Raw genomic sequence first — 20,712 nt, forward strand, 5'->3', positions numbered from 1 at the left:
GGTACGTGCGGATCAAGAGAGGGCCCTGGGCGTGGGCGGCGGCGCCGCTGACGCTGGCCCTGCTGACGGCGACCGGCTGCGACGGCACGCCGGACGCCCCGGCGGCGCGGCCGACCGCCGCGCCGTCCACGTCGACGTCCGCGGCCCGGGCCGTGGCCCGGGTGTGCGCCGACCCGGCGGCCGGACCGGTGAAGGCCCCCGCGGGCGCGGTGACGGTCGACCCCGCGGTCGTCGGCGACCTGGCGGCGAAGACCAAGAGCAGCCCGGCGAACACCACCTTCTGGCTCCGGCCGGGCACCCACCGGCTCGCCCCGGACCGCTACGCCCAGGTCGTCCCCAAGAAGGGGGACCGCTACCTCGGCGCGCCCGGCGCGGTGCTCGACGGCCGGAAGAAGAACCAGTACGCGTTCACCGGCACCGCTCGCGACGTCACCATCCGCTACCTGACCGTGCAGCACTTCGTCGCACCGCAGAACGAGGGCGTGGTCAACCACGACTCGGCCGACGGCTGGGTGATCGAGCACAGCACGGTCCAGGACAACTCCGGGGCCGGACTGATGGCCGGTGCCCACCAGCGGGTGCGCGCCAACTGCCTGCGCGACAACGGGCAGTACGGGATGAACGCGTACAAGGGCGGCGGCGGCATCCGTGACCTGGTGGTCGAGGACAACGAGATCGTGGGCAACAACACCGACGACTGGGAACGCCGGCAGCAGGGCTGCGGCTGCACCGGAGGCATCAAGTTCTGGGCCGTCGACGGCGCGGACATCCGCGGCAACTGGGTGCACGACAACCACGGAGCCGGGTTGTGGGCGGACACCGACAACAACGACTTCCTGATCGAGAACAACGTGCTGGACGCCAACGCCGGTGCCGCGCTGATCTACGAGACCAGCTACAACGCGATCATCCGGAACAACACGATCCGGCGGAACAACTGGGTCGAGGGCCGCAGGTACGCCGACCGCGGCGACAACTTCCCGTACGCGGCCGTCTACCTGTCCGAGTCCGGCGGCGAACCACGCGTCGAAGCCCGTACCGACAAGATCGAGATCTACCGGAACGTGCTGGAGAACAACTGGTCCGGGATCACCCTGTGGGAGAACGCCGACCGCTTCTGCAACAGCCCGGCCAACACCTCCTCCGGTGACTGCACGCTGCTGGTGAAGAACACCGACCGCTGCGCGGAACCGGCGATCGCCAGGGCGCCGCTCTACTCCGACTGCCGGTGGAAGACCCAGCGGGTGGACATCCACGACAACCGCTTCGTGCTCGACAAGTCCGTGATCCAGTGCACGGAGCTGTGCGACCGCATGGCGGTGCTCTCCAACTACGGAACCTATCCCGACTGGTCGCCGTACAAGGGCGAGAAGGTCGCCGAGGCGATCACCCACCGGCAGGACAACCACTGGCACGACAACGTCTACCTCGGACCGTGGCAGTTCGTCGCCTACGACCCGAGCCGGGTCCTCGACTTCGACGACTGGCAGGGCACGGACTACCGGCAGGATGCGGGCAGCACCCTCCGTCCCCGGGCGGGTGGTTGAGATGGACAGCCGGCTGAACACCCGGACGGGCGCGCCGTCCGGCACCGGACAGGCACCGGCCGGCGCACCGCGGATCGTCGGCGCCGTCTGGGGGCTCCTGGTCCTCAACACCCTCGGCTCCGCCGGGGCGAAGACCATCGTCCCGCTGCCCCGCTCCCTCATCCAGATGGTCACCATGGGCGCCCTGGTCGCCGCGTTCGCGCTGGCGCTCGCGGTCAATCTCCGGCTGCGCATCCGGCCGAGCGCCTACCTGCTCCTGCTCACCCTGCTGCTGGTGTCGAGCGTGATCTCCAGCGCGAACCTGGAGTCCGGGTTCGGCGCGCTGTTCCGCTGCTTCCGGCTGGCCCTCTTCATCGGCACCCTGTGGCTGCTCAGTCGCTGGTGGGACGGCAGCCTGACCTTCGTCCGGCACCACATCCGCGCCTACTTCGCGGTACTCGGATCGGTGGCCGCCGGCCTCGTGGTCTCGCCGGGAGCGGCCCTGCCCGACCTGTACGGCGGCCGTCTGGTCGGCGCGTTGTGGCCGCTCACCCCGCCGCAGATCGGGCAGTACGCGGCCGTGATCATCGGACTCACCGTACTGCTCCTGCTGGGCGGCCGGACCGACAGGACGAGCGCCGCGGTGGTCATCGTGCCGTCCTTCGTCCTGCTCGCGCTGACCCACACCCGGACGGCCACGCTCGGTCTGTTCCTCGGACTGGCACTGGCCATCGGCTCGCTCATCCTGACCAGCGCGGCCGCCCGACGGTTCTTCACCTGGGCGGTGCTGTGCGCCGTGGTGGCCGGGGTGGGGTTCGCCTCCGCCCTACAGACCTGGTTCCTGCGCGGACAGAGCAAGGAGAACTTCTCCAGCCTCACCGGCCGCGCCAAGGTCTGGGACGCCCTGCTCTCCGCGCCCCGGTCGACCTCGGAGCAGCTGCTCGGCGTGGGCCTGGGCGACAAGTCGTTCGGCGGCCTGCCCATCGACAACAGCTGGCTGGCCGTCTACAACGAGCAGGGCCTGGTCGGCGTCACCCTCGTCGCGGTGGTCATCGTCGTACTGGGCGCCGTCGCGCTGCTGCGGCCCCCGTCGCTCCAGCGGGCCTGCGCGATCTTCCTGATCGGCTACTGCGCGATCGCCTCGTACACCGAGGCCGGCCTCGGCGACGCCTCGCCGTACCTGCTGCATCTCGCCGTCGCCGCCTCGCTGCTGGCGGCACCCGCCGCCGCGGCACCGCCCCCGGCGCCCGAACCCGCCGGACGATCGGAGGTGACCTGACCATGCACGTCCTCGTGGTGCACAACCGCTACGGCTCGGCGCAGCCGAGCGGCGAGAACAAGGTCGTCGATCAGGAGGTCGAGCTGCTGCGCGCGGCCGGCCACCGGGTCGAGGTGTTCGAGCGGCGCAGCGACGACATCGCAGGGCGGTCGCTCCTCGGCAAGGTCGCGGTGCCGCTCCTCGTCCCGTGGAACCCGGCGGTCCGCACGGAACTCGCCACCCGGCTGCGTACCGAGCGGCCGGACGTCGTCCATGTCCACAACGTCTTCCCGCTGCTGTCGCCCGCGGTGCTCGCCGCGTGCGCCGACGCCGGGGTGCCCGCCGTCGCCACGCTGCACAACTACACCCAGGTCTGCCCACCCGGCACGCTGCAACGGGACGGCCGGCCGTGCACCGAGTGCGTCGGTTCCACACCCCTGCCCGCCGTCCGGCACGGCTGCTACCGGGGCTCCCGCCTCGCGACGGTGCCGCTCGCGGTCAGCCTGTCGGCCAACCGGCGGCGCTGGTGGTCGGGCGTGGAGCGGTTCCTGTGCATCTCGGCGGCCCAGCGTGACGTCCTGGTGCGGTCCGGCATGCCGGCCGAGCGGCTGGCGGTGAAGCACAACTTCGTGCCCGACCCGGGCCTGTGCCGGGAGGGCGCGGGAGAGCACGTGCTCTATCTCGGCCGGCTCGCCGAGGCCAAGGGCGTACGGCTGCTCATGACCGCGTGGGACGAGCTCGCGGCCGGCGGCGGGGTGGGCGTGCCGCTGGTGATCGCGGGCACCGGGCCGCTGGAGCGCGAGGTGACCGACTGGGCGGCGGGCCGGGACGACGTGCGCTACGCCGGCCTGCTGGACACGGCGGAGTGCCGCAAGGCCGTCGCCGGAGCGGTCGCCGTGGTGGCGCCCTCGACCTGGCTGGAGGCGTTCGGCCTGGTGGTCGTGGAGGCGATGGCCGCCGGGGTGCCGACCGTCGCCGCCGGTCACGGCGCCTTCGTCGAACTCGTCGAGGACGGGGTCACCGGGCTGCTGCACCGGCCGGGCGAGTCCGCCTCGCTCGCGTCCCGCATACGCCGGATCGCGGCCGACCCGGCCCTGGGCCGGGAGCTGGGCCGGGCGGCCCGCCGGCGCTACGAGCAGGGCTTCAGCCCGGCCGTCGGGCTGGCGCGCCTGGAAGAGGAGTACCGCACCGCGATCGCGGGTCGGTCAGCACAGGCCCGCGACGGGGGAACCCGCGCGGGCAGGGGGGATGGGGACAGCAGATGACACGATGCCGACTCTGCGGCTCGGAAGCCATGGCGAGCGTCGTCGACCTCGGGGCGACGCCGCCGTGTGAGAGCTTTCTCGCCGCGGACCAACTGGACGAGCCGGAGCCGGCGTACCCGCTGCACCTGCGGGTCTGCACCGACTGCTGGCTCGCGCAGCTGCCGCCGCTGATCACGCCGGAGGAGACGTTCAAGGAGTACGCCTACTTCTCCTCCTACTCGACCTCCTGGGTGGAGCACGCGCGCACGTTCGTCGCCGGCGCGGTGGAGCGGCTGCCACTCGGCCCGGACGCGTTCGTGGTCGAGGTGGCGAGCAACGACGGGTATCTGCTGAGGCACGTGGTGGACCAGGGGATCCGCTGCCTCGGCATCGAGCCGTCCGTGAACGTCGGCGCCGCGGCACGCGAGGCGGGGGTGCCCACGCTCACGGAGTTCCTCTCCCCGGACACCGGCGCCGCCGTCCGCGCCGAGCACGGCCCGGCGGACCTGGTCGTCGCGAACAACGTGTACGCGCACATCCCCGACGTGGTCGGGTTCACCAAGGGGCTGCGCGCCCTGGTCGCCGACGACGGCTGGGTCTCCATCGAGGTGCAGCACCTGCTGACCCTGATCGAGGAGAACCAGTACGACACGATCTACCACGAGCACTTCCAGTACTACACCGTCGCGTCCGCGGTCCGGGCCCTGGCGAGCGGCGGACTCGCCCTCGTGGACGTCGAGTTGCTGCCGACCCACGGTGGCTCCGTCCGGCTGTGGGCCCGGCCGGCCGAGGCGGCCGGCGAACCGACCCGGCGGGTGGCCGACGTACTGGACCGGGAGAAGGCCGCCGGGCTCCAGGAGCTGTCCGGGTACACCGAGTTCTCCGCCCGGGTGGCCAAGGTGCGCCGGGACCTGCTGCGGTTCCTCATCGACGCGGCCGACCGCGGCGAGACGGTCGTCGGCTACGGCGCCCCGGGCAAGGGCAACACCCTGCTCAACCACTGCGGCATCCGCCCCGACCTGCTCGCGTACACGGTCGACCGCAACCCCTACAAGCACGGCAGGTTCACCCCCGGCACCCGCGTCCCGATCCTGGCGCCCGAGCGGATAGCCGCCGACAAGCCGGACTACGTCCTCGTCCTCCCGTGGAACCTGCGGGCCGAACTCGTCGAGCAACTGGCCTTCGTGCACGAGTGGGGCGGCCGGCTCGTCTTTCCCATCCCGGAACTGAGCATTGTCGAGGTGAAGTCGTGAAGGTCGTCCTGTTCTGCGGCGGTTACGGGATGCGGATGCGCAACGGCACCTCCGACGACGTGCCCAAGCCGATGGCGATGGTCGGACCGCGCCCGTTGATCTGGCACGTCATGCGCTACTACGCGCACTTCGGGCACACGGAGTTCATCCTGTGCCTCGGCTACGGGGCCCACCACATCAAGGACTTCTTCCTCAACTACGAGGAGACGACGTCCAACGACTTCGTGCTCAGAGGCGGGCGGACCGAGCTGCTGTCCACCGACATCTCCGACTGGACGATCACGTTCGCGCAGACCGGGATCGAGTCACCGATCGGGGAACGGCTGCGCCGCGTGCGCCACCACCTGGACGGCGACGAGATGTTCCTCGCCAACTACGCCGACGTCCTCACCGACGCCCCGCTGCCGGAGATGATCGACCGGTTCGCCGAGCGTGACGCGGGGGCGTCGATGATGGTGGTGCCGCCCCAGTCCTCCTTCCACTGCGTGGAGCTGGGCGAGGACGGCCTGGTGGGCGGCATCACCGCGGTGAGCGAACTGCCCCTGTGGGAGAACGGCGGTTACTTCGTGCTCCGCCAGGAGATCTTCGACCACATCCCGGAGGACGGTGACCTGGTCGCCGACGGCTGCGCCCAACTGGCCAAGCGCGGCCGACTGGTGGCCCACCAGCACCGCGGCTTCTGGAAGCCGACCGACACCGTGAAGGAACGCGCCGCGCTCGACGCCGACTACGCCCGGGGCGACCGCCCGTGGGCCGTGTGGGAGCAGGGGGTGCGCGCGTGATCCGGCTCGGGGCCGGGTCCCCGGACGCGATCGTCGCGGTGGGGGCCCACTGCGACGACATCGCGATCGGCGCCGGCGGCACCCTGCTCGCCCTGTGCCTCGCACGGCCCGGCCTCCGGGTCGACGCGCTGGTGCTCTCCGGCGGCGGCACCGAACGCGAGCAGGAGGAACGGGCCGCGCTCGCCGCCTTCTGCCCGGGTGCCGACCTGCGGCTGACCGTGCTCAAACTGCCGGACGGCCGGATGCCCGTGCACTGGGACGAGGCGAAGGCCGCGGTCGAGGAGCTGCGCGCGCGGACCGACCCGGACCTGATCCTGGCCCCGCGCGCCGACGACGCCCACCAGGACCACCGCGGCCTGGCGCAGCTGATACCCACCGCCTTCCGCGACCACCTCGTGCTCGGCTACGAGATCGTGAAGTGGGACGGCGACCTCGGCCGTATGACGGCCTACCAGCCACTGTCCACCGAGGTCGCCGACGAGAAGGTGCGGCTGCTACAGGAGCACTACGCCTCGCAGCGGCACCGGCCGTGGTACGACCGGGAGGCCTTCCTCGGCCTCGCGCGGATCCGCGGCATCGAATGCCACGAGCGATACGCCGAAGCGTTCGCCGTCACCAAACTCAAGCTCAACCTGGGGGGTTGAACCATGCGCGTACTGCTGACCGGACACCAGGGATACCTGGGCACCGTCATGGCCCCGGTCCTCGCCGCCGCCGGACACGAGGTCGCCGGCCTCGACGCGGGCCTGTTCGCCGACTCGGTACTCGGCCCGCACCCCGCGGACCCGCCTGGAACCCGGGTGGACCTGCGCGACGTCACGGCCGAGCACGTGGCCGGCTTCGACGCCGTGATCCACCTGGCCGCGCTCTCCAACGACCCGCTCGGCTCGCTGGCGCCGGAACTCACCTACGACATCAACCACCACGCGTCCGTCCGCCTCGCCCGGCTGGCCCGCGAGGCCGGGGTGCGGCGCTTCCTGTACGCCTCGACCTGCTCGGTCTACGGCGCCGCCGGGGGCGCCGACCTGGTGACCGAGGACGCCCCGCTGCGCCCGGTGACGCCGTACGCGGAGTCGAAGGTACGGGTCGAGGACGACCTGCACGCGCTGGCCGACGACGACTTCACCCCGGTGTTCATGCGCAACGCCACCGCCTTCGGCTACTCGCCCCGGCTGCGCGCCGACATCGTGCTGAACAACCTGGTGGGCCACGCCCTCCTGTCCGGCGAGGTCCTGGTGCTCTCCGACGGCACCCCCTGGCGCCCGCTGGTGCACGCCGCCGACATCGCACGGGCCTTCACGGCCGCGCTGACCGCGCCGCGCGAGGCGGTGCACGACCGGGCGTTCAACATCGGCAGCGAGACCAACAACGTCACGGTCGCCGAGATCGCCGAGCAGGTCGCCGAGGCGGTCCCCGGCGCCAAGGTGAACATCACCGGGGAGAACGGCGCCGATCCGCGGTCCTACCGGGTGGACTTCTCCCGTTTCCGCGCCGCGATCCCCGGCTTCGACTGCGAATGGACGGTGAAGCGAGGCGCGCTCGAACTCGCCGACGCCTACCGGAAGTTCGCCCTGAGCCGGGAGGACTTCGAGCAGCGCTTCACCCGCCTCGCCGTCCTGCGCGCGGCGTCCGAGGCCGGCACCGTCGACGACACGCTGCGGTGGCGCCGGTGACCACGCAAGGCGACCAGCTGTACGCCCTGGTGGAGCGGCTGTACCCGCTCTGCCGGAGCATCACGGGCGACGGTGTGCGCGCCACCCTGGACATCGTCGGCGAGTACATCCCGCTCCAGGTGCACGAAGTGCCGACCGGGACGCAGGTGCTCGACTGGACGGTGCCGCAGGAGTGGAACATCCGGGACGCGTACATCGCCGACAGCGCCGGCCGGCGGGTCGTCGACTTCGCCGCGTCCAGCCTGCACGTGCTCGGCTACAGCGTCCCGGTGTCGGCGACCATGCACCTCTCCGAGCTGCGCGAGCACCTGCACACCCTGCCGGACCAGCCGTCCTGGGTGCCGTACCGCACCAGCTACTACAAGCCGGAGTGGGGCTTCTGCCTGGCCCAGGACACCCTGGACGCGATGCCGGACGGCGAGTACGAGGTGTGCGTCGACTCCACCCTCGCCGACGGCCACCTCACCTACGCCGAGCACGTCGTCCCCGGGCAGGTGGCCGACGAGGTGATCGTCTCCTGCCACGTCTGCCACCCGTCGCTGGCCAACGACAACATGGCCGGCGTCGCGGTGGCGACGTTCCTGGCCCGGGCGCTGGCCGAGGAGACGCCGTACTACACCTACCGGTTCATCTTCGCCCCCGGCACCATCGGGGCGATCACCTGGCTGGCCCGCAACGCGGAGCGGGTCGACCGGGTCAAGCACGGCCTCGTGCTGGCCTGCGCCGGGGACCCGGGCCAACTGACATACAAGCAGAGCCGACGCGGCGACGCCGAGATCGACCGGGTGCTGCGGTACGTGCTGACCGCCTCCGAACGCCCGCACCGCGTCACCGAGTTCACCCCGTACGGCTACGACGAACGGCAGTACTGCTCGCCCGGGTTCAACCTCGGCGTCGGCTCGCTCACCCGGACCCCGTACGCGGGCTACCCCGAGTACCACACCTCGGCGGACAACCTGGACCTCGTCTCCCCGGCGGCCATGGCGGACACCCTCGCCGTCTGCCGGGAGGCGTTCGCCGTCCTCGACCGCAACCGGCGGTACGTGAACCTCAGTCCCCACGGCGAGCCGCAGCTGGGCCGGCGCGGGCTGTACGACGCGCTCGGCGGCCGCAGCGACACCAAGCAGGCCCAGATGGCCATGCTCTGGGTGCTCAACCTGTCCGACGGCGAGCACAGCCTGCTGGACGTGGCCGAGCGGTCCGGGCTGCCGTTCGACACCGTGGCCGCCGCGGCCGACGCCCTGCGCGGCGCCGACCTGGTCAAGGAATGACGCCCATGACCACCCAGGGGGAGAAGACGACAGCACCGGCCGGGTCCGCCAGGCGGGCCCTGGTCGGCCGGCTGTCCTGGGGCCTTGCCGACCAGGCGGCCTCCAGCATCAGCAACTTCGCGGTGGGCATCTACGTGGCCCGCTCGCTCGGGGTGACCGCGTTCGGCGTGTTCAGCCTGGCCTGGGTGACCTACGGCGTGGTGCTCAACGTCTCCCGTGGCCTGGCCACCGACCCGCTCGTGGTGCGCTTCAGCGGCGTCCCGGACACCTCCTGGCGCGGGGCGGTGACCCGCGCGACGGGTACGGCACTCGGAGTCGGCACGACCATCGGCGTGGCGTGTCTGGCGGCCGGGCTCGGGCTCGGCGGCCGGGTGGGGCCCGCGTTCGTCGCCCTCGCCGTCATGCTGCCGGGGCTGCTGCTCCAGGACGCCTGGCGGTTCGCGTTCTTCGCCGCGGGCGCCGGGCGGAAGGCGTTCGTCAACGACGTGGTGTGGGGCATCGCGCTCGTCCCGGCCATGGTGGTCGCGGCCCACGTGGACACCGTGGCCGCCTTCGTGCTCGCCTGGGGCGCGTCCGCCACCGTCGCCGCGGGCTACGGCTACGTGCAGTCCGGCATCCGGCCCCGGATCGCCGAGGCACGCGGCTGGCTGCGCGAACAGCGTGATCTCGGCTACCGGTACCTGGTCGAGAACGTCAGCCTCAGCGGCGCGAGCCAGCTGCGGGCGTACGGGCTCGGCGTGATCGTCGGCGTCGGCGCGGTGGGCGCGGTACGGGGCGCCGAACTCCTGATGGGCCCGTTCCTCGCCGTCCTGATGGGCCTCTCCCTGGTCACCGTCCCGGAGGCGGCACGGGTGCTGCGCCGGGCCCCGCACCGACTCGGCAGGTTCTGCCTCCTGCTCGGCGGCGGCCAGGCCGCCGGAGCGCTGCTCTGGGGCTCGGCGCTGCTGCTGATGCCGGGCCGGCTCGGCGGCCTGGCACTCGGCGACGTCTGGCACTCCTCCTCGCACCTCATCGTGCAGATCACCCTCAGTGTCGCGGGCGCGGGCCTCGGCACCGGCGCGGCGGCCGGGCTGCGCGCGCTCGGCGCGGCCCGGCGCAGCCTGCGCTGCCAGCTGTTCGCCTCCGTCTGTTACGTCGGCGGCGGGCTCGGCGGGGCGGCCCTCGCCGGCACGGCCGGCTCGGCCTGGGGTGTCGCCGCCGCGACCGTCGGCAGTTCGGCCGTGTGGTGGCTGCAACTGCGGTCCGCCCTGCGCGAGCACCACCACAACCCCCTCCCCGAAGTGAGGACCACATGACCGCCCGACCCAGGCTGAGCATCGGCCTGCCCGTGTACAACGGCGAGGAGTACCTGGCCGAGTCGTTCGACGCCCTGCTCGGCCAGACCTACGAGGACTTCGAACTGGTCGTCTCCGACAACGCCTCGACCGACGGGACCGAGGACATCTGCCGCAAGTACGCGGCGCAGGACTCCCGCATCCGGTACCTCCGGCTGCCCCGGAACATCGGCGCCACGCCGAACCACAACCGGGTGTTCGCCGAGTCCCGAGGCGAGCTGTTCAAGTGGGCCTCGCACGACGACCTCTACGGGCGCGACCTGGTCCGGCGCTGCGTGGAGGCGCTGGACGAGCGGCCGGACGTGATCCTCGCCCACACCGACCAGGCGGTCGTCGACGGCGACGGCCAGGTGACGGTCCCCTACGAGTACACGCTCGACACCGGCTCGCCGCACGCGCCCGAGCGCTTCCGCAGTCTGCTGTTCGAGCCGGGCGGCGACGACTTCTACGGGGTGATGCGGGCCGACGTGCTGCGCCGGGTGAAGCCCATGGACAGCTACCACCACGCGGACCGCACGTTCGTCGCCGAGATCACCCTGCACGGGCGCTTCCACCAGGTGCCCGAGCTGCTGTACTTCCGCCGCGACCACCCCACCCGCGCCGAGCGGGCGAACCCGTCCAAGCGGTCCCGGTGCGTCAACCTGGACCCGCGCCGGGCAGGGCTGCTGCACCCGACGCCCCGGCTGCTCGCCGAGTACGTCTGGGGCTTCGCCTCGGCGATCCGGCGCGCACCCCTGTCCCCGGCCGACCGGCGCGCCTGCTACCGCCACCTGGCCACGTGGATGACCAGCCGCGTCCGGCCGGGCGCCGGCGAACGGGTCGAGGACCGCGCCCCGGTCGACCCGGCCCTGCTCACCGTCTCCGTCGACGCCCTCGTCGCCGGCCGCGAGGGGAGGCGGGCATGACGTCCGCGGACGGAACGCCGGTGCGCGTCGGCCTGTTCGGCCTGCTCGGCTCCGGCAACCTCGGCAACGACGGATCGCTCGAAGCCCTCCTCGGCTACCTGCGCGCCGAGCACCCGGAGGCGGTCGTCGACGCGCTGTGCGGCGGGCCCGAGGCCGTGACGGCACGGTTCGGGATCCCCGCCACCCGGCTGCACTGGAACCGCGCGGAGTACCGGACCGCGTCCCGCGCGGGCGCGATCGCCGCGAAGGGACTCGGCAAACTCGTCGACGTCTTCCGCACCGCCGCCTGGGTGCGCCGGCACGACGTGGTGATCGTGCCGGGCATGGGCGTCCTGGAGGCCACCCTGCCGCTGCGTCCGTGGGGCTTCCCGTACGCGCTGTTCCTGCTCTGCGCGAGCGGCCGGCTGCTCGGCACCCGGGTCGCGCTGGTCAGCGTCGGCGCCGCCGAGATCGGCAACCGGCCCACCCGCGCCCTGGTGCGCTGGTCGGCACGGCTGGCCGCGTACCGGTCGTACCGGGACGCCCAGTCCCGTGCCGCGATGCGGGCGATGGGCGTGGACACCGCACGCGACGAGGTCTACCCGGACCTGGCGTTCGCCCTGCCGACCCCGCCGGCGAGCGCGCCCTCCGGTACGCCCGGCCCGGTCTGTCTCGGCGTCATGGACTTCCACGGCGGCAACGACGACCGCGACCGGGCCGAGGAGATACACCGGCGGTACCTCGACGGGACGATCACCTTCGTCCGCACGCTCGTCGCGGAGGGCAGACCGGTCAGGCTTCTCACCGGCGACCGGTGTGACCGGTCGGTGGTCGCCGCGATCCTCGACGCCGTCGACTCACCGCTGGTCACCGCCGCCGAACCGGCTTCGCTGGCCGACCTGATGAACGAGATGGCGGCCGCGGACACCGTGGTGGCCGTCCGTTACCACAACCTGATCTGCGCGCTGAAGACCGGGACGCCCGTGCTCGCGCTCTGCTACGCGGCGAAGAGCGACGCGCTCATGGACCGGATGGGCCTCGGCGCCTACTGCCACCCGGCACGCGAGGTCGACCCCGACCGGCTGCTCGAACAGTTCCGGGACCTGGAGAAGCACGCGGCGGAGCTGCGGGGGACCCTCACCGAGCGGAACCAGGTCGCCACCCGGCAACTCGACCACCAGTTCACCGCCCTGAGCACGAACCTGTTCCCGGCGGACGCCCACGCCCAGCGGAAGGCACCATGAGAGCGACCCAGGTCCCGGAGATCGCCGGCGCCCACCTGTTCGAGCCGACGCCGTACACCGACGAGCGCGGCTTCTTCTGCCGTACCTTCGACGCCGACGTGGTCCGCTCGGTCGGCCTGGACCCGCACGCCTTCGTCCAGGACAGCGTGTCCCGTTCGGTCCGGGGCGTGCTGCGCGGCCTGCACCTGCGCTCCGGCGCCGGCGAGGCCAAGCTGGTGCGGTGCTCGTACGGCAGGATCTTCGACGTCGTCGTGGACCTGCGGCAGGACTCGCCGACCTACCTGAACCGGGCCTTCTTCGAACTGTCGGGTGAGACGCAGCAGACCGTGTACATCCCGGCGGGCTGCGCGCACGGCTTCCAGGCTCTTACCGAAATCGCGGACACCTCTTACCGTATCGACCGTGAGCACGATCCGGCCGAGGACGTGACGATCGCCTTCGACGACCCGGAACTCGCCATTCCCTGGCCGCTGCCGGTGGCACTGATGTCCCAACGGGACCGGGAGGCGCCGAGCCTCGCCGAGGTCCTGAAGCACAGAGAAAGCTGAGGTCCCCGTGGACACCCAAGAGCTTCACCTGCCCCTGTCGCGGACAGCCAACGAGAGGCTGCACGCCGTGATCCCCGGGGGCGCGCACACCTACGCCAAGGGCGACGACCAGTACCCGGAGAACCTGGCCCCGGTCATCAGCCACGGCAGCGGTGCCCACGTATGGGACGTCGACGGCAATCGCTACATCGAGTACGGCTCCGGCCTCCGGTCGGTCAGCCTCGGCCACGCCCATCCGCGGGTGCTCGAAGCGGTACGGCGGGAACTCGACCGGGGCAGCAACTTCGTCCGGCCGTCCATCGTGGAGGTGGAGGCCGCGGAACGCTTCCTGGCCACCGTGCCGACCGCCGAGATGGTGAAGTTCGCGAAGAACGGCTCCGACGCCACCACCGCCGCGGTGCGCCTCGCCCGCGCCGTCACCGGACGACCGCGGGTGGCCCTGTGCGCCGACCACCCGTTCTTCTCCGTCGACGACTGGTTCATCGGCACCACACCGATGTCCGCCGGCATCCCGGCGGCGACCACCGAACTCACCGTCTCGTTCCCCTACGGAGACCTGGCCGCCACGGAGGAACTGCTCACCCGCCACGAGGGCGAGGTCGCCTGCCTCATCCTGGAGCCGGCCACCCACACCGAGCCGCCGCCCGGGTACCTGGCCGGCCTGCGCGAACTGGCCGACCGGCACGGCTGCGTCCTGGTGTTCGACGAGATGATCACCGGCTTCCGCTGGTCCGAGGCGGGCGCCCAGGGCCTGTACGGCGTGGTCCCCGACCTCTCGACGTTCGGCAAGGCGCTCGGCAACGGATTCGCCGTCTCCGCGCTGGCCGGCCGCCGTGACCTGATGGAACGGGGCGGACTGCGCGATTCCGGCGACCGGGTGTTCCTGCTGTCCACCACCCACGGCGCGGAGACCCACTCCCTGGCGGCCGCGATGGCCGTGCAGACCACCTACATCGAGGAGGGCGTCACCGCGCGGCTGCACGCCCTCGGCGAGCGGCTGGCCGCCGGCGTCCGCGACGCCGCGGCCGCCATGGGCGTCGGGGACCACGTCGTCGTCCGGGGCCGGGCCAGCAACCTGGTCTTCGCCACCCTCGACGAGAACCTGCGGCCCTCGCAGCGGTACCGCACCCTGTTCCTGCGCCGGCTCCTCGCGGGCGGGGTGCTCGCCCCGTCGTTCGTGGTGAGCAGCGCCCTCGACGAGGCGGACATCGACCGCACCGTCGACGTGGTGGCGGAGGCGTGCGCGGTGTACCGGCGCGCCCTGGACGCCGCCGACCCCACGCCCTGGCTGGCCGGCCGAGCGGTGAAACCCGTGTTCCGCCGCCTGGCGTGAACTGACGTCAGCCGCACCCCGGCCACCCCGAGCCGGCCAGTCCGTCGGCCGGCCAGTCCGTCGGTCAGTCCCTCGGCCGGCCGGTCAGTCCGTCGGCCGTGCGGTCAGTCCGTCGGCCGTGCGGTCGAGCAGCCAGGCGGTCGCCGGTACCACCGCCAGGGCGGTGCACCAGCCGCCCAGGGCGTCGGTCGGGTAGTGCGCCCCCAGGGCGACCTCCGCCCAGCCCATGGTGGCGCCGGCGACCAGCGCCGCGGCGAGCACGAGTGACGTGCCGGCCGTCCTGCCGAGGCCGAGCCGGTCCGTCGCGAGCAGCGCCGCCATGAGGGCGAGGGCGGTGAAGAAGGCCGTGTGCCCGCTCGGGTACGACAGGTTGCCGGGGCCGTGGATGGTGCGTCCCACCAGGTGCTTGAGCAGCGTGGTCACCCCCACGGTCACTCCGACGCCGGCCACGACGAGCACCGCCGCGCGAGGACGGCGCAGCAGCAGGCAGCCCGCCACGCAGGCCACGACCACCAGCACCGATCCCACGGGTTCCCCCAGGAAGTCCAGGGTCAGCGCGACGTACCGCCACGGCGGCCGCACGCTGTCCGCTGTCGGCCGGACGAACCACCTGTCCACCCTGGCGGGCTCGCCGTGGCCCGCGTACCGCACCCCGAGAGCGACGACCACCAGCGTGGCGAGCGCCGCGACCAGCCCGAGCCACCCGCGCAGCGCCGCGGGCAACACCACATGCGCAGGCCCGCCGGTCACCCGTTCACCACGCGGCCGGTCGCGGACCGGGCCGGCCCGGCCCGCAGGTGCGCTTCCGTCCGGCGATCCCACGCGAGCCCCCCGCCGTAGTGCCCTGGCCGAGGGCGATCGGGATCAGTCTCCGTCCGTCACCCTAACCAACAAACCGACGGGTTGGAGTCGTTCAGGACACGGCGAACCCGCCGACGAGCCGCCGGCCGCCGTGCGCCGGTGCGGCGGCCGAACGGCGGAACGGCGACCGTGGTGTGGAACACACCTCGATCGTGCCGACTGCCGGGGCGACTTCGGCGGGTAGGTTCCTACGGTCCTCGTCCACGGGCACCCGGCCCGCGGACGCCCTTCGACCGCGGACCCGTCAAACCCGCCTCCCGAGGTGACAACAGAAGACATGTCTGCACAAGAATCCGCACCCCACTCGTCCCAGCGCATCGGCGTCGTGGCCGAGTCCGCCCCCGGCGAGACACGTGTCGCCGCCACCCCGTCGACCGTGCGCCAACTGCTGGGCCTCGGCTACCAGGTCGTGGTGGAGTCAGGCGCCGGCGCGGCCTCCGGCTTCGGCGACCAGGCCTATCTCGACGCCGGCGCCGAGCTCGGCGTCGCCTGGGACGCCGACCTCGTCCTGAAGGTGAACCCGCCGTCCGACGCGGAGATCACCCGGCTGCGGCAGGGCGCCACGGTCGTGGCCCTGCTGGCCCCCGCACAGACACCGGAACTGCTCACGGCACTCGCACGGGCCGGGGTGACCGCCCTGGCGCTGGACGCCGTGCCGCGGATCTCCCGCGCCCAGTCGATGGACGTGCTCTCGTCCATGGCGAACATCGCCGGCTACCGGGCGGTCGTCGAGGCCGCGCACGTCTTCGGCCGGTTCTTCACCGGACAGGTCACCGCCGCCGGCAAGGTGCCCCCGGCGAAGGTACTGGTCGCCGGCGCGGGAGTGGCGGGCCTCGCGGCGATCGGGGCCGCGTCCAGCCTCGGCGCCGTCGTCCGCGCCACCGACCCGCGGCCCGAGGTCGCCGACCAGGTGACCTCGCTGGGCGGCGAGTACCTCCCGGTGGACGTCGCCCAGGAGGCGAGCACCGACGGCTACGCCAAGGCCACCTCCGAGGACTACGACCGCGCCGCCGCCGAGCTGTACCACCGGCAGGCCCAGGACGTGGACATCGTGATCACCACCGCGCTGATCCCCGGCCGGCCGGCGCCGCGGCTGCTGTCCGCCGCGGACGTGGCGGTGATGAAACCCGGCAGTGTCATCGTGGACATGGCCGCGGCCCAGGGCGGCAACGTCGAGGGAACCGTGCCGGGGCGGGCGGTGGTCACCGACAACGGGGTCACCATCATCGGGTACACCGACCTCGCGGCCCGGCTGCCCGCCCAGGCCTCGCAGCTGTTCGGCACCAACCTGGCCAACCTGCTCAAGCTCGTCACCCCCGGCCGGGACGGGCGGGCGGTCATCGACTTCGACGACGTCGTGCAGCGGGCCGTGACCGTCGTACGGGACGGCGAGGTCACCTGGCCGCCACCACCCGTGCCGGTCTCGGCGGCGCCCGCCGCACCGCCCGCGCCGGCCGCCGCCGCGCCGGAACGCAAGGAGCCGAGGCTCACGCCCGCGCGCCGCTTCGGCCTGATCGGGCTCGGCATGGTCGCCCTGTTCCTCCTGGTCGCCTTCGCCCCCGCCCAACTCGCCGGGAACTTCACGGTGTTCGCGCTCGCGGTGGTCATCGGTCACTACGTCATCGGCAAGGTGCACCACGCGCTGCACACGCCCCTGATGTCGGTGACCAACGCGATCTCCGGGATCGTCGTCATCGGCGCCCTGCTCCAGATCGGGCACGAGAGCCGGATCGTCACCGTGCTGTCCTGCGTGGCGATCCTGCTGACGAGCGTGAACATCTTCGGAGGTTTCGCCGTCACCCGCCGCATGCTGTCGATGTTCTCGAAAGGCTGAGCCGAGATGACCTCCCTGACGGCATCCCACGCGGCGGACCTGGTCGCCGCCCTGTTGTTCATCCTCAGCCTGGCCGGGCTCTCCCAGCACCGCACCTCCCGCGCCGGCGTCGTCTACGGCATCGCCGGCATGGCGCTCGCCCTGACCGCCACGGTCGTACTGGCGGCGCAGAGCATCACCGCGGGGGCGGTGACCCTCGTCGTGCTGGCGATGGCGCTCGGCGCGGCGCTCGGCCTGTGGCGCGCCCGTCGCGTCGAGATGACGCAGATGCCCGAACTGATCGCGGTGCTCCACAGCTTCGTCGGTCTGGCCGCGGTACTGGTCGGCTGGAACAGCTATCTGGAGGTGGAGGCGCACGGCGCGGCACAGACCGCCGTCGGCGCCGACCTGCTGGGCATCCACCACGCCGAGGTGGTCATCGGCGTCTTCATCGGCGCGGTCACCTTCACCGGCTCGGTCGTCGCGTTCCTGAAGCTCTCGGCGCGCATCGAGTCCCGCCCGCTCACGCTGCCGGGCAAGAACGCGCTCAACCTCGGAGCGCTCGGCGCCTTCGTGGCCCTGACGGTCTGGTTCACGATCAGCCCGGACCTGTCGTCGATGATCGCGGTGACCGCGCTGGCGCTGGTACTGGGCTGGCACCTGGTCGCCTCGATCGGCGGCGGTGACATGCCCGTCGTGGTCTCGATGCTGAACAGCTACTCGGGGTGGGCGGCGGCCGCGGCCGGCTTCCTGCTCGACAACAACCTGCTCATCGTCACGGGCGCGCTGGTGGGATCCTCCGGCGCCTACCTGTCGTACATCATGTGCAAGGCGATGAACCGGTCCTTCCTGTCGGTCATCGCGGGCGGCTTCGGCATCGAGGCGCCGTCCGGCTCCGGGGGCGAGCAGGGCGAGCACCGCGAGATCCGGGCCGCGGAGGCGGCCGAGGCACTGGCCCAGGCCCGCTCGGTGGTCATCACCCCCGGCTACGGCATGGCCGTCGCCCAGGCCCAGCACCCGGTGGCCGAGCTGACCCGCCGGCTGCGCGAGCGGGGCGTCGAGGTCCGTTTCGGCATCCACCCGGTCGCCGGGCGGCTGCCCGGGCACATGAACGTGCTGCTGGCCGAGGCGAAGGTCCCGTACGACATCGTCCTGGAGATGGACGAGATCAACGACGACTTCGCCGCGACCTCGGTGGTCCTGGTGATCGGCGCCAACGACACCGTCAACCCGGCCGCGATGGACGACCCGGCGAGCCCCATCGCCGGCATGCCGGTGCTGCGGGTCTGGGAGGCGGAACAGGTCATCGTCTTCAAACGGTCCATGGCCTCCGGCTACGCGGGCGTGCAGAACCCGCTCTTCTTCCGCGAGAACAGCAGCATGCTCTTCGGCGACGCCAAGCAGAGCATGGAGGACATCCTGACCGCGCTCGGCACGGACGGCCGGACGACACCGACGCCGGCCACCCGCCAGGCGACCACGGCCGGCCGCTGACGGACGAGGACCGTGGCCGGCCGGGAGCCGGACCGGCACGGCCACGGTCCCGTGCGCCGAATTCCCCGATCCGGCCTCAGGGTTCGCTCCGGTCGGCTCCGGCCGCCCGGGGTTCCGGTTCCACCCGGTGGCGCGGCGCCGACCAGTACGCGGCGCCGGCCGCGGCGCGTTGGACGTCCTGGGCGGCAGGAGCCGGCGGGCCGCCAGATCCTCGGCCGGCCGTCCCGGGCGCGGCCGCGGCGGGGGCGGGCCCACCGGCGGCGGGACGCCAGCCCAGCTCCGGTGCGACCAGGTGCCGTACGTCGTGCAGGATCTGCTCGTACTCCTCGCGGTGGAACTCGTACGGCAACTCCAGCCGCAGTTCGCTCACCTCGGCCAGGACGGGGTCGGCGGCCAGCCGCTCCAGGATCTGTTCGGCGGTGCCCACGACGTCCGGCGCGAACAGGGTCCGCCGGGGTCCCCGCGGGCCGAGGGTGCGCTCGTGACGGCTCGCCGCGTAGGCGCGGTAGCGGGCCCGGGTGCGCGCGTCGGCGCCGTCCAGGGGCACGATGACCCGGCCCAGCGCCACCCGCGTGGCACGGCCCGCGGGCAGCGACCGGCGGTACTCGGTGAGCAGGCCCAGCTGGGCGGTGGTGAAGTCGTCGGTGCCCTCGCCGGTGACGATGTTGCCGGACAGCAGGGCGAGGCCCTGTCCGGCGGCCCAGCGCACCGAGCGCAGGCTGCCCCCGCCGTACCAGATACGGCGGGCCAGGCCGGGGTTGTGCGGTTGCAGGCGCGGGCGCTGGACGTTGCCCGGGGAGTGGATGACCGTGTCCGGGCCGCCGAGGTAGTCACCGCGCAGGTTCTCCACGACCCGGGCGATCCTGCCGTACGACAGGTCGAGGCCGCGCCAGTCGCCGTCGTGCACCAGGTCGCCGAGCAGGTCGGCGTGCGGCATCCCGGTGCTGAAGCCGACCTGGAGCCGTCCGGCCGACAGCACGTCGGCCAGCGCCAGGTCCTCGGCGAGACGGAACGGGCTCTCGTAGCCGATGGGGATGACGGCGGTGCCCAGTTCGATCCGCTCGGTGCGCTGCCCGGCCGCCGCCAGGAACACGGCGGCCGAGCCGACCCCGTGTTCGAGGTGGCGCTGGCGGATCCAGGCGCCGTCGTAGCCGAGCCGCTCGCCGTACCCGAAGAGCCGGAGGGTCTCCTCCAGGCCGGTGCGCGGGTCGTCGTCGGCGAAGTTGCCCGGGGTGAGGAAGGCCAACGAGGAGATGGTGGGAGTGCTCATGCGATGCCGGTCCTCAGCTGGTGGTGGTCTCGACGGCGGGGGAGGGGACCCGGCCGCCGGGGATCGCCGCGAGCAGTTCGCGGGTGTACTCGTGGCGGGGATCGGTGAACAGGTCCTCGGGCGGCCCCGTCTCGACCACCCGCCCGGACCGCATCACGGCCACCTGGTGCGCGATCTGCCGTACGACGGCCAGGTCGTGCGAGATGAACAGGTAGGCCACGCCGGTCCGGTCCTGCAACTCGGCGAGCAGGTCGAGGACCTGGGCCTGGACGGAGACGTCGAGCGCCGAGACCGGTTCGTCGCACACCACCAGGTCGGGTGAGAGGGCCAGGGCCCGCGCGATCGCCACCCGCTGGCGCTGTCCGCCGGACAGCTCCGCCGGACGCCGCTCCAGGGTCGCGGCAGGCAGGGCCACCCGGTCCAGGAGTTCACGGGCGCGGGTCAGCCGGGAGGCGCGGTCGCCGACCTTGAAGGCGCGCAGCGGCTCGGTGACGACCTCGCCGATGGAGAAACGCGGATCGAGGGAGGCGTACGGGTTCTGGTAGATCAGCTGGGCCCGGCGGCGCAGTTCGCGGACCTGGCGGGGCCCCGCGGCGGTGACGTCGGTGCCGTCGAAGAGGACCTGTCCGGAGGTGGCGTCGGCCAGCCGGAGGACCAGCCGGGCGGTGGTGGACTTGCCCGAGCCCGACTCGCCGACCAGCGCGAGGGTCCGGCCGCGGTGCAGGGTGAGGCTGACGTCGTCCACGGCACGCAGGGTCCGGCTCTCACCCCCGGCCCGCGGCAGCCGGAACTCCTTGACCAGGTTCCGGGCCTCGACCAGCGGCACCGCCTCCGGAGCCTGTCCCCGGGCCACGTCCACGGCCGCGACCGGCAGCGGGGCGCGCGGGACGGCGGTGGCCGGTGGTGGGGTGCGGGGGACGGGGG

Annotated in this window: 18 protein-coding genes; 15 read left to right on the forward strand and 3 right to left on the reverse strand. The window is 72.7% G+C overall.

From position 1 onward, the window contains the following. Window positions 1-5: 5 nt before the first annotated feature. The 13 genes from AAW13_RS23460 to AAW13_RS23520 are packed head-to-tail and all read left to right on the forward strand — an operon-like array spanning window position 6 to window position 14,350. The gene (locus tag AAW13_RS23460) at window positions 6-1,547 is read left to right on the forward strand and encodes a right-handed parallel beta-helix repeat-containing protein (RefSeq protein WP_046727078.1); all 1,542 of its coding nucleotides are present in this window, start codon (window positions 6-8) and stop codon (window positions 1,545-1,547) included. Window position 1,548: 1 nt separating this feature from the next. Further along, complete coding sequence (locus tag AAW13_RS23465) at window positions 1,549-2,805, forward strand: membrane protein (protein ID WP_046727077.1); 1,257 nt, start codon at window positions 1,549-1,551, stop codon at window positions 2,803-2,805. 2 nt (window positions 2,806-2,807) lie between these two features. Beyond that, complete coding sequence (locus AAW13_RS23470) at window positions 2,808-4,049, forward strand: glycosyltransferase (protein WP_046727076.1); 1,242 nt, start codon at window positions 2,808-2,810, stop codon at window positions 4,047-4,049. After that, complete coding sequence (locus tag AAW13_RS23475) at window positions 4,046-5,281, forward strand: class I SAM-dependent methyltransferase (RefSeq protein ID WP_046727075.1); 1,236 nt, start codon at window positions 4,046-4,048, stop codon at window positions 5,279-5,281. Before AAW13_RS23470 ends, AAW13_RS23475 begins: the two co-directional genes overlap by 4 nt. Beyond that, the gene (locus AAW13_RS23480) at window positions 5,278-6,063 is read left to right on the forward strand and encodes a sugar phosphate nucleotidyltransferase (protein ID WP_046727074.1); all 786 of its coding nucleotides are present in this window, start codon (window positions 5,278-5,280) and stop codon (window positions 6,061-6,063) included. Before AAW13_RS23475 ends, AAW13_RS23480 begins: the two co-directional genes overlap by 4 nt. Then, window positions 6,060-6,707: a PIG-L deacetylase family protein gene (locus AAW13_RS23485; protein WP_046727073.1), complete on the forward strand. Its 648-nt coding sequence runs from the start codon at window positions 6,060-6,062 to the stop codon at window positions 6,705-6,707. Before AAW13_RS23480 ends, AAW13_RS23485 begins: the two co-directional genes overlap by 4 nt. 3 nt (window positions 6,708-6,710) lie before the next feature. After that, window positions 6,711-7,736 (forward strand): NAD-dependent epimerase/dehydratase family protein, encoded by a 1,026-nt coding sequence (locus tag AAW13_RS23490; RefSeq protein ID WP_046727072.1) that lies wholly within the window; start codon window positions 6,711-6,713, stop codon window positions 7,734-7,736. Next, complete coding sequence (locus AAW13_RS23495) at window positions 7,724-9,007, forward strand: DUF4910 domain-containing protein (protein WP_046727071.1); 1,284 nt, start codon at window positions 7,724-7,726, stop codon at window positions 9,005-9,007. Before AAW13_RS23490 ends, AAW13_RS23495 begins: the two co-directional genes overlap by 13 nt. Next, window positions 9,004-10,302, forward strand: coding sequence for an MATE family efflux transporter (locus AAW13_RS23500; protein WP_071659657.1), 1,299 nt, complete (start codon window positions 9,004-9,006; stop codon window positions 10,300-10,302). The genes AAW13_RS23495 and AAW13_RS23500 overlap by 4 nt, the downstream gene beginning before the upstream one ends. Further along, entirely contained in the window at window positions 10,299-11,246 is a 948-nt protein-coding gene (locus AAW13_RS23505) for a glycosyltransferase family 2 protein (RefSeq protein WP_046727069.1), read from the forward strand. Before AAW13_RS23500 ends, AAW13_RS23505 begins: the two co-directional genes overlap by 4 nt. Next, window positions 11,243-12,469, forward strand: a complete 1,227-nt coding sequence (locus AAW13_RS23510) for a polysaccharide pyruvyl transferase family protein (RefSeq protein WP_046727068.1) — start codon at window positions 11,243-11,245, stop codon at window positions 12,467-12,469. Before AAW13_RS23505 ends, AAW13_RS23510 begins: the two co-directional genes overlap by 4 nt. Then, window positions 12,466-13,017 (forward strand): dTDP-4-dehydrorhamnose 3,5-epimerase, encoded by a 552-nt coding sequence (rfbC, locus tag AAW13_RS23515; protein ID WP_046727067.1) that lies wholly within the window; start codon window positions 12,466-12,468, stop codon window positions 13,015-13,017. Before AAW13_RS23510 ends, rfbC begins: the two co-directional genes overlap by 4 nt. Window positions 13,018-13,024: 7 nt before the next feature. Beyond that, window positions 13,025-14,350, forward strand: a complete 1,326-nt coding sequence (locus tag AAW13_RS23520; protein WP_046727066.1) for a glutamate-1-semialdehyde 2,1-aminomutase — start codon at window positions 13,025-13,027, stop codon at window positions 14,348-14,350. Between the two features lie 84 nt (window positions 14,351-14,434). Here the strand turns inward: AAW13_RS23520 and AAW13_RS23525 are convergent, their stop codons facing one another. Then, window positions 14,435-15,100, reverse strand: a complete 666-nt coding sequence (locus AAW13_RS23525; RefSeq protein WP_046727065.1) for a phosphatase PAP2 family protein — start codon at window positions 15,098-15,100, stop codon at window positions 14,435-14,437. A gap of 388 nt (window positions 15,101-15,488) precedes the next feature. On the opposite strand from AAW13_RS23525, the gene AAW13_RS23530 reads away from it, so the two are divergent. After that, window positions 15,489-17,045: a Re/Si-specific NAD(P)(+) transhydrogenase subunit alpha gene (locus AAW13_RS23530; protein WP_046727064.1), complete on the forward strand. Its 1,557-nt coding sequence runs from the start codon at window positions 15,489-15,491 to the stop codon at window positions 17,043-17,045. 6 nt (window positions 17,046-17,051) lie between these two features. Further along, the gene (pntB, locus tag AAW13_RS23535; protein ID WP_046727063.1) at window positions 17,052-18,518 is read left to right on the forward strand and encodes a Re/Si-specific NAD(P)(+) transhydrogenase subunit beta; all 1,467 of its coding nucleotides are present in this window, start codon (window positions 17,052-17,054) and stop codon (window positions 18,516-18,518) included. Between the two features lie 76 nt (window positions 18,519-18,594). On the opposite strand, the gene AAW13_RS23540 is transcribed toward pntB, so the two are convergent. After that, window positions 18,595-19,788, reverse strand: coding sequence for an LLM class flavin-dependent oxidoreductase (locus AAW13_RS23540; protein ID WP_107483387.1), 1,194 nt, complete (start codon window positions 19,786-19,788; stop codon window positions 18,595-18,597). 13 nt (window positions 19,789-19,801) lie between these two features. Further along, window positions 19,802-20,712 (reverse strand): ATP-binding cassette domain-containing protein (locus AAW13_RS23545; protein WP_143145036.1); only part of this gene is annotated, 911 nt, incomplete at its 5' end.

This window comes from Streptomyces humi (assembly GCF_001005085.2).
GTDB classification, from domain to species: Bacteria; Actinomycetota; Actinomycetes; order Streptomycetales; family Streptomycetaceae; genus Streptomyces; species Streptomyces humi.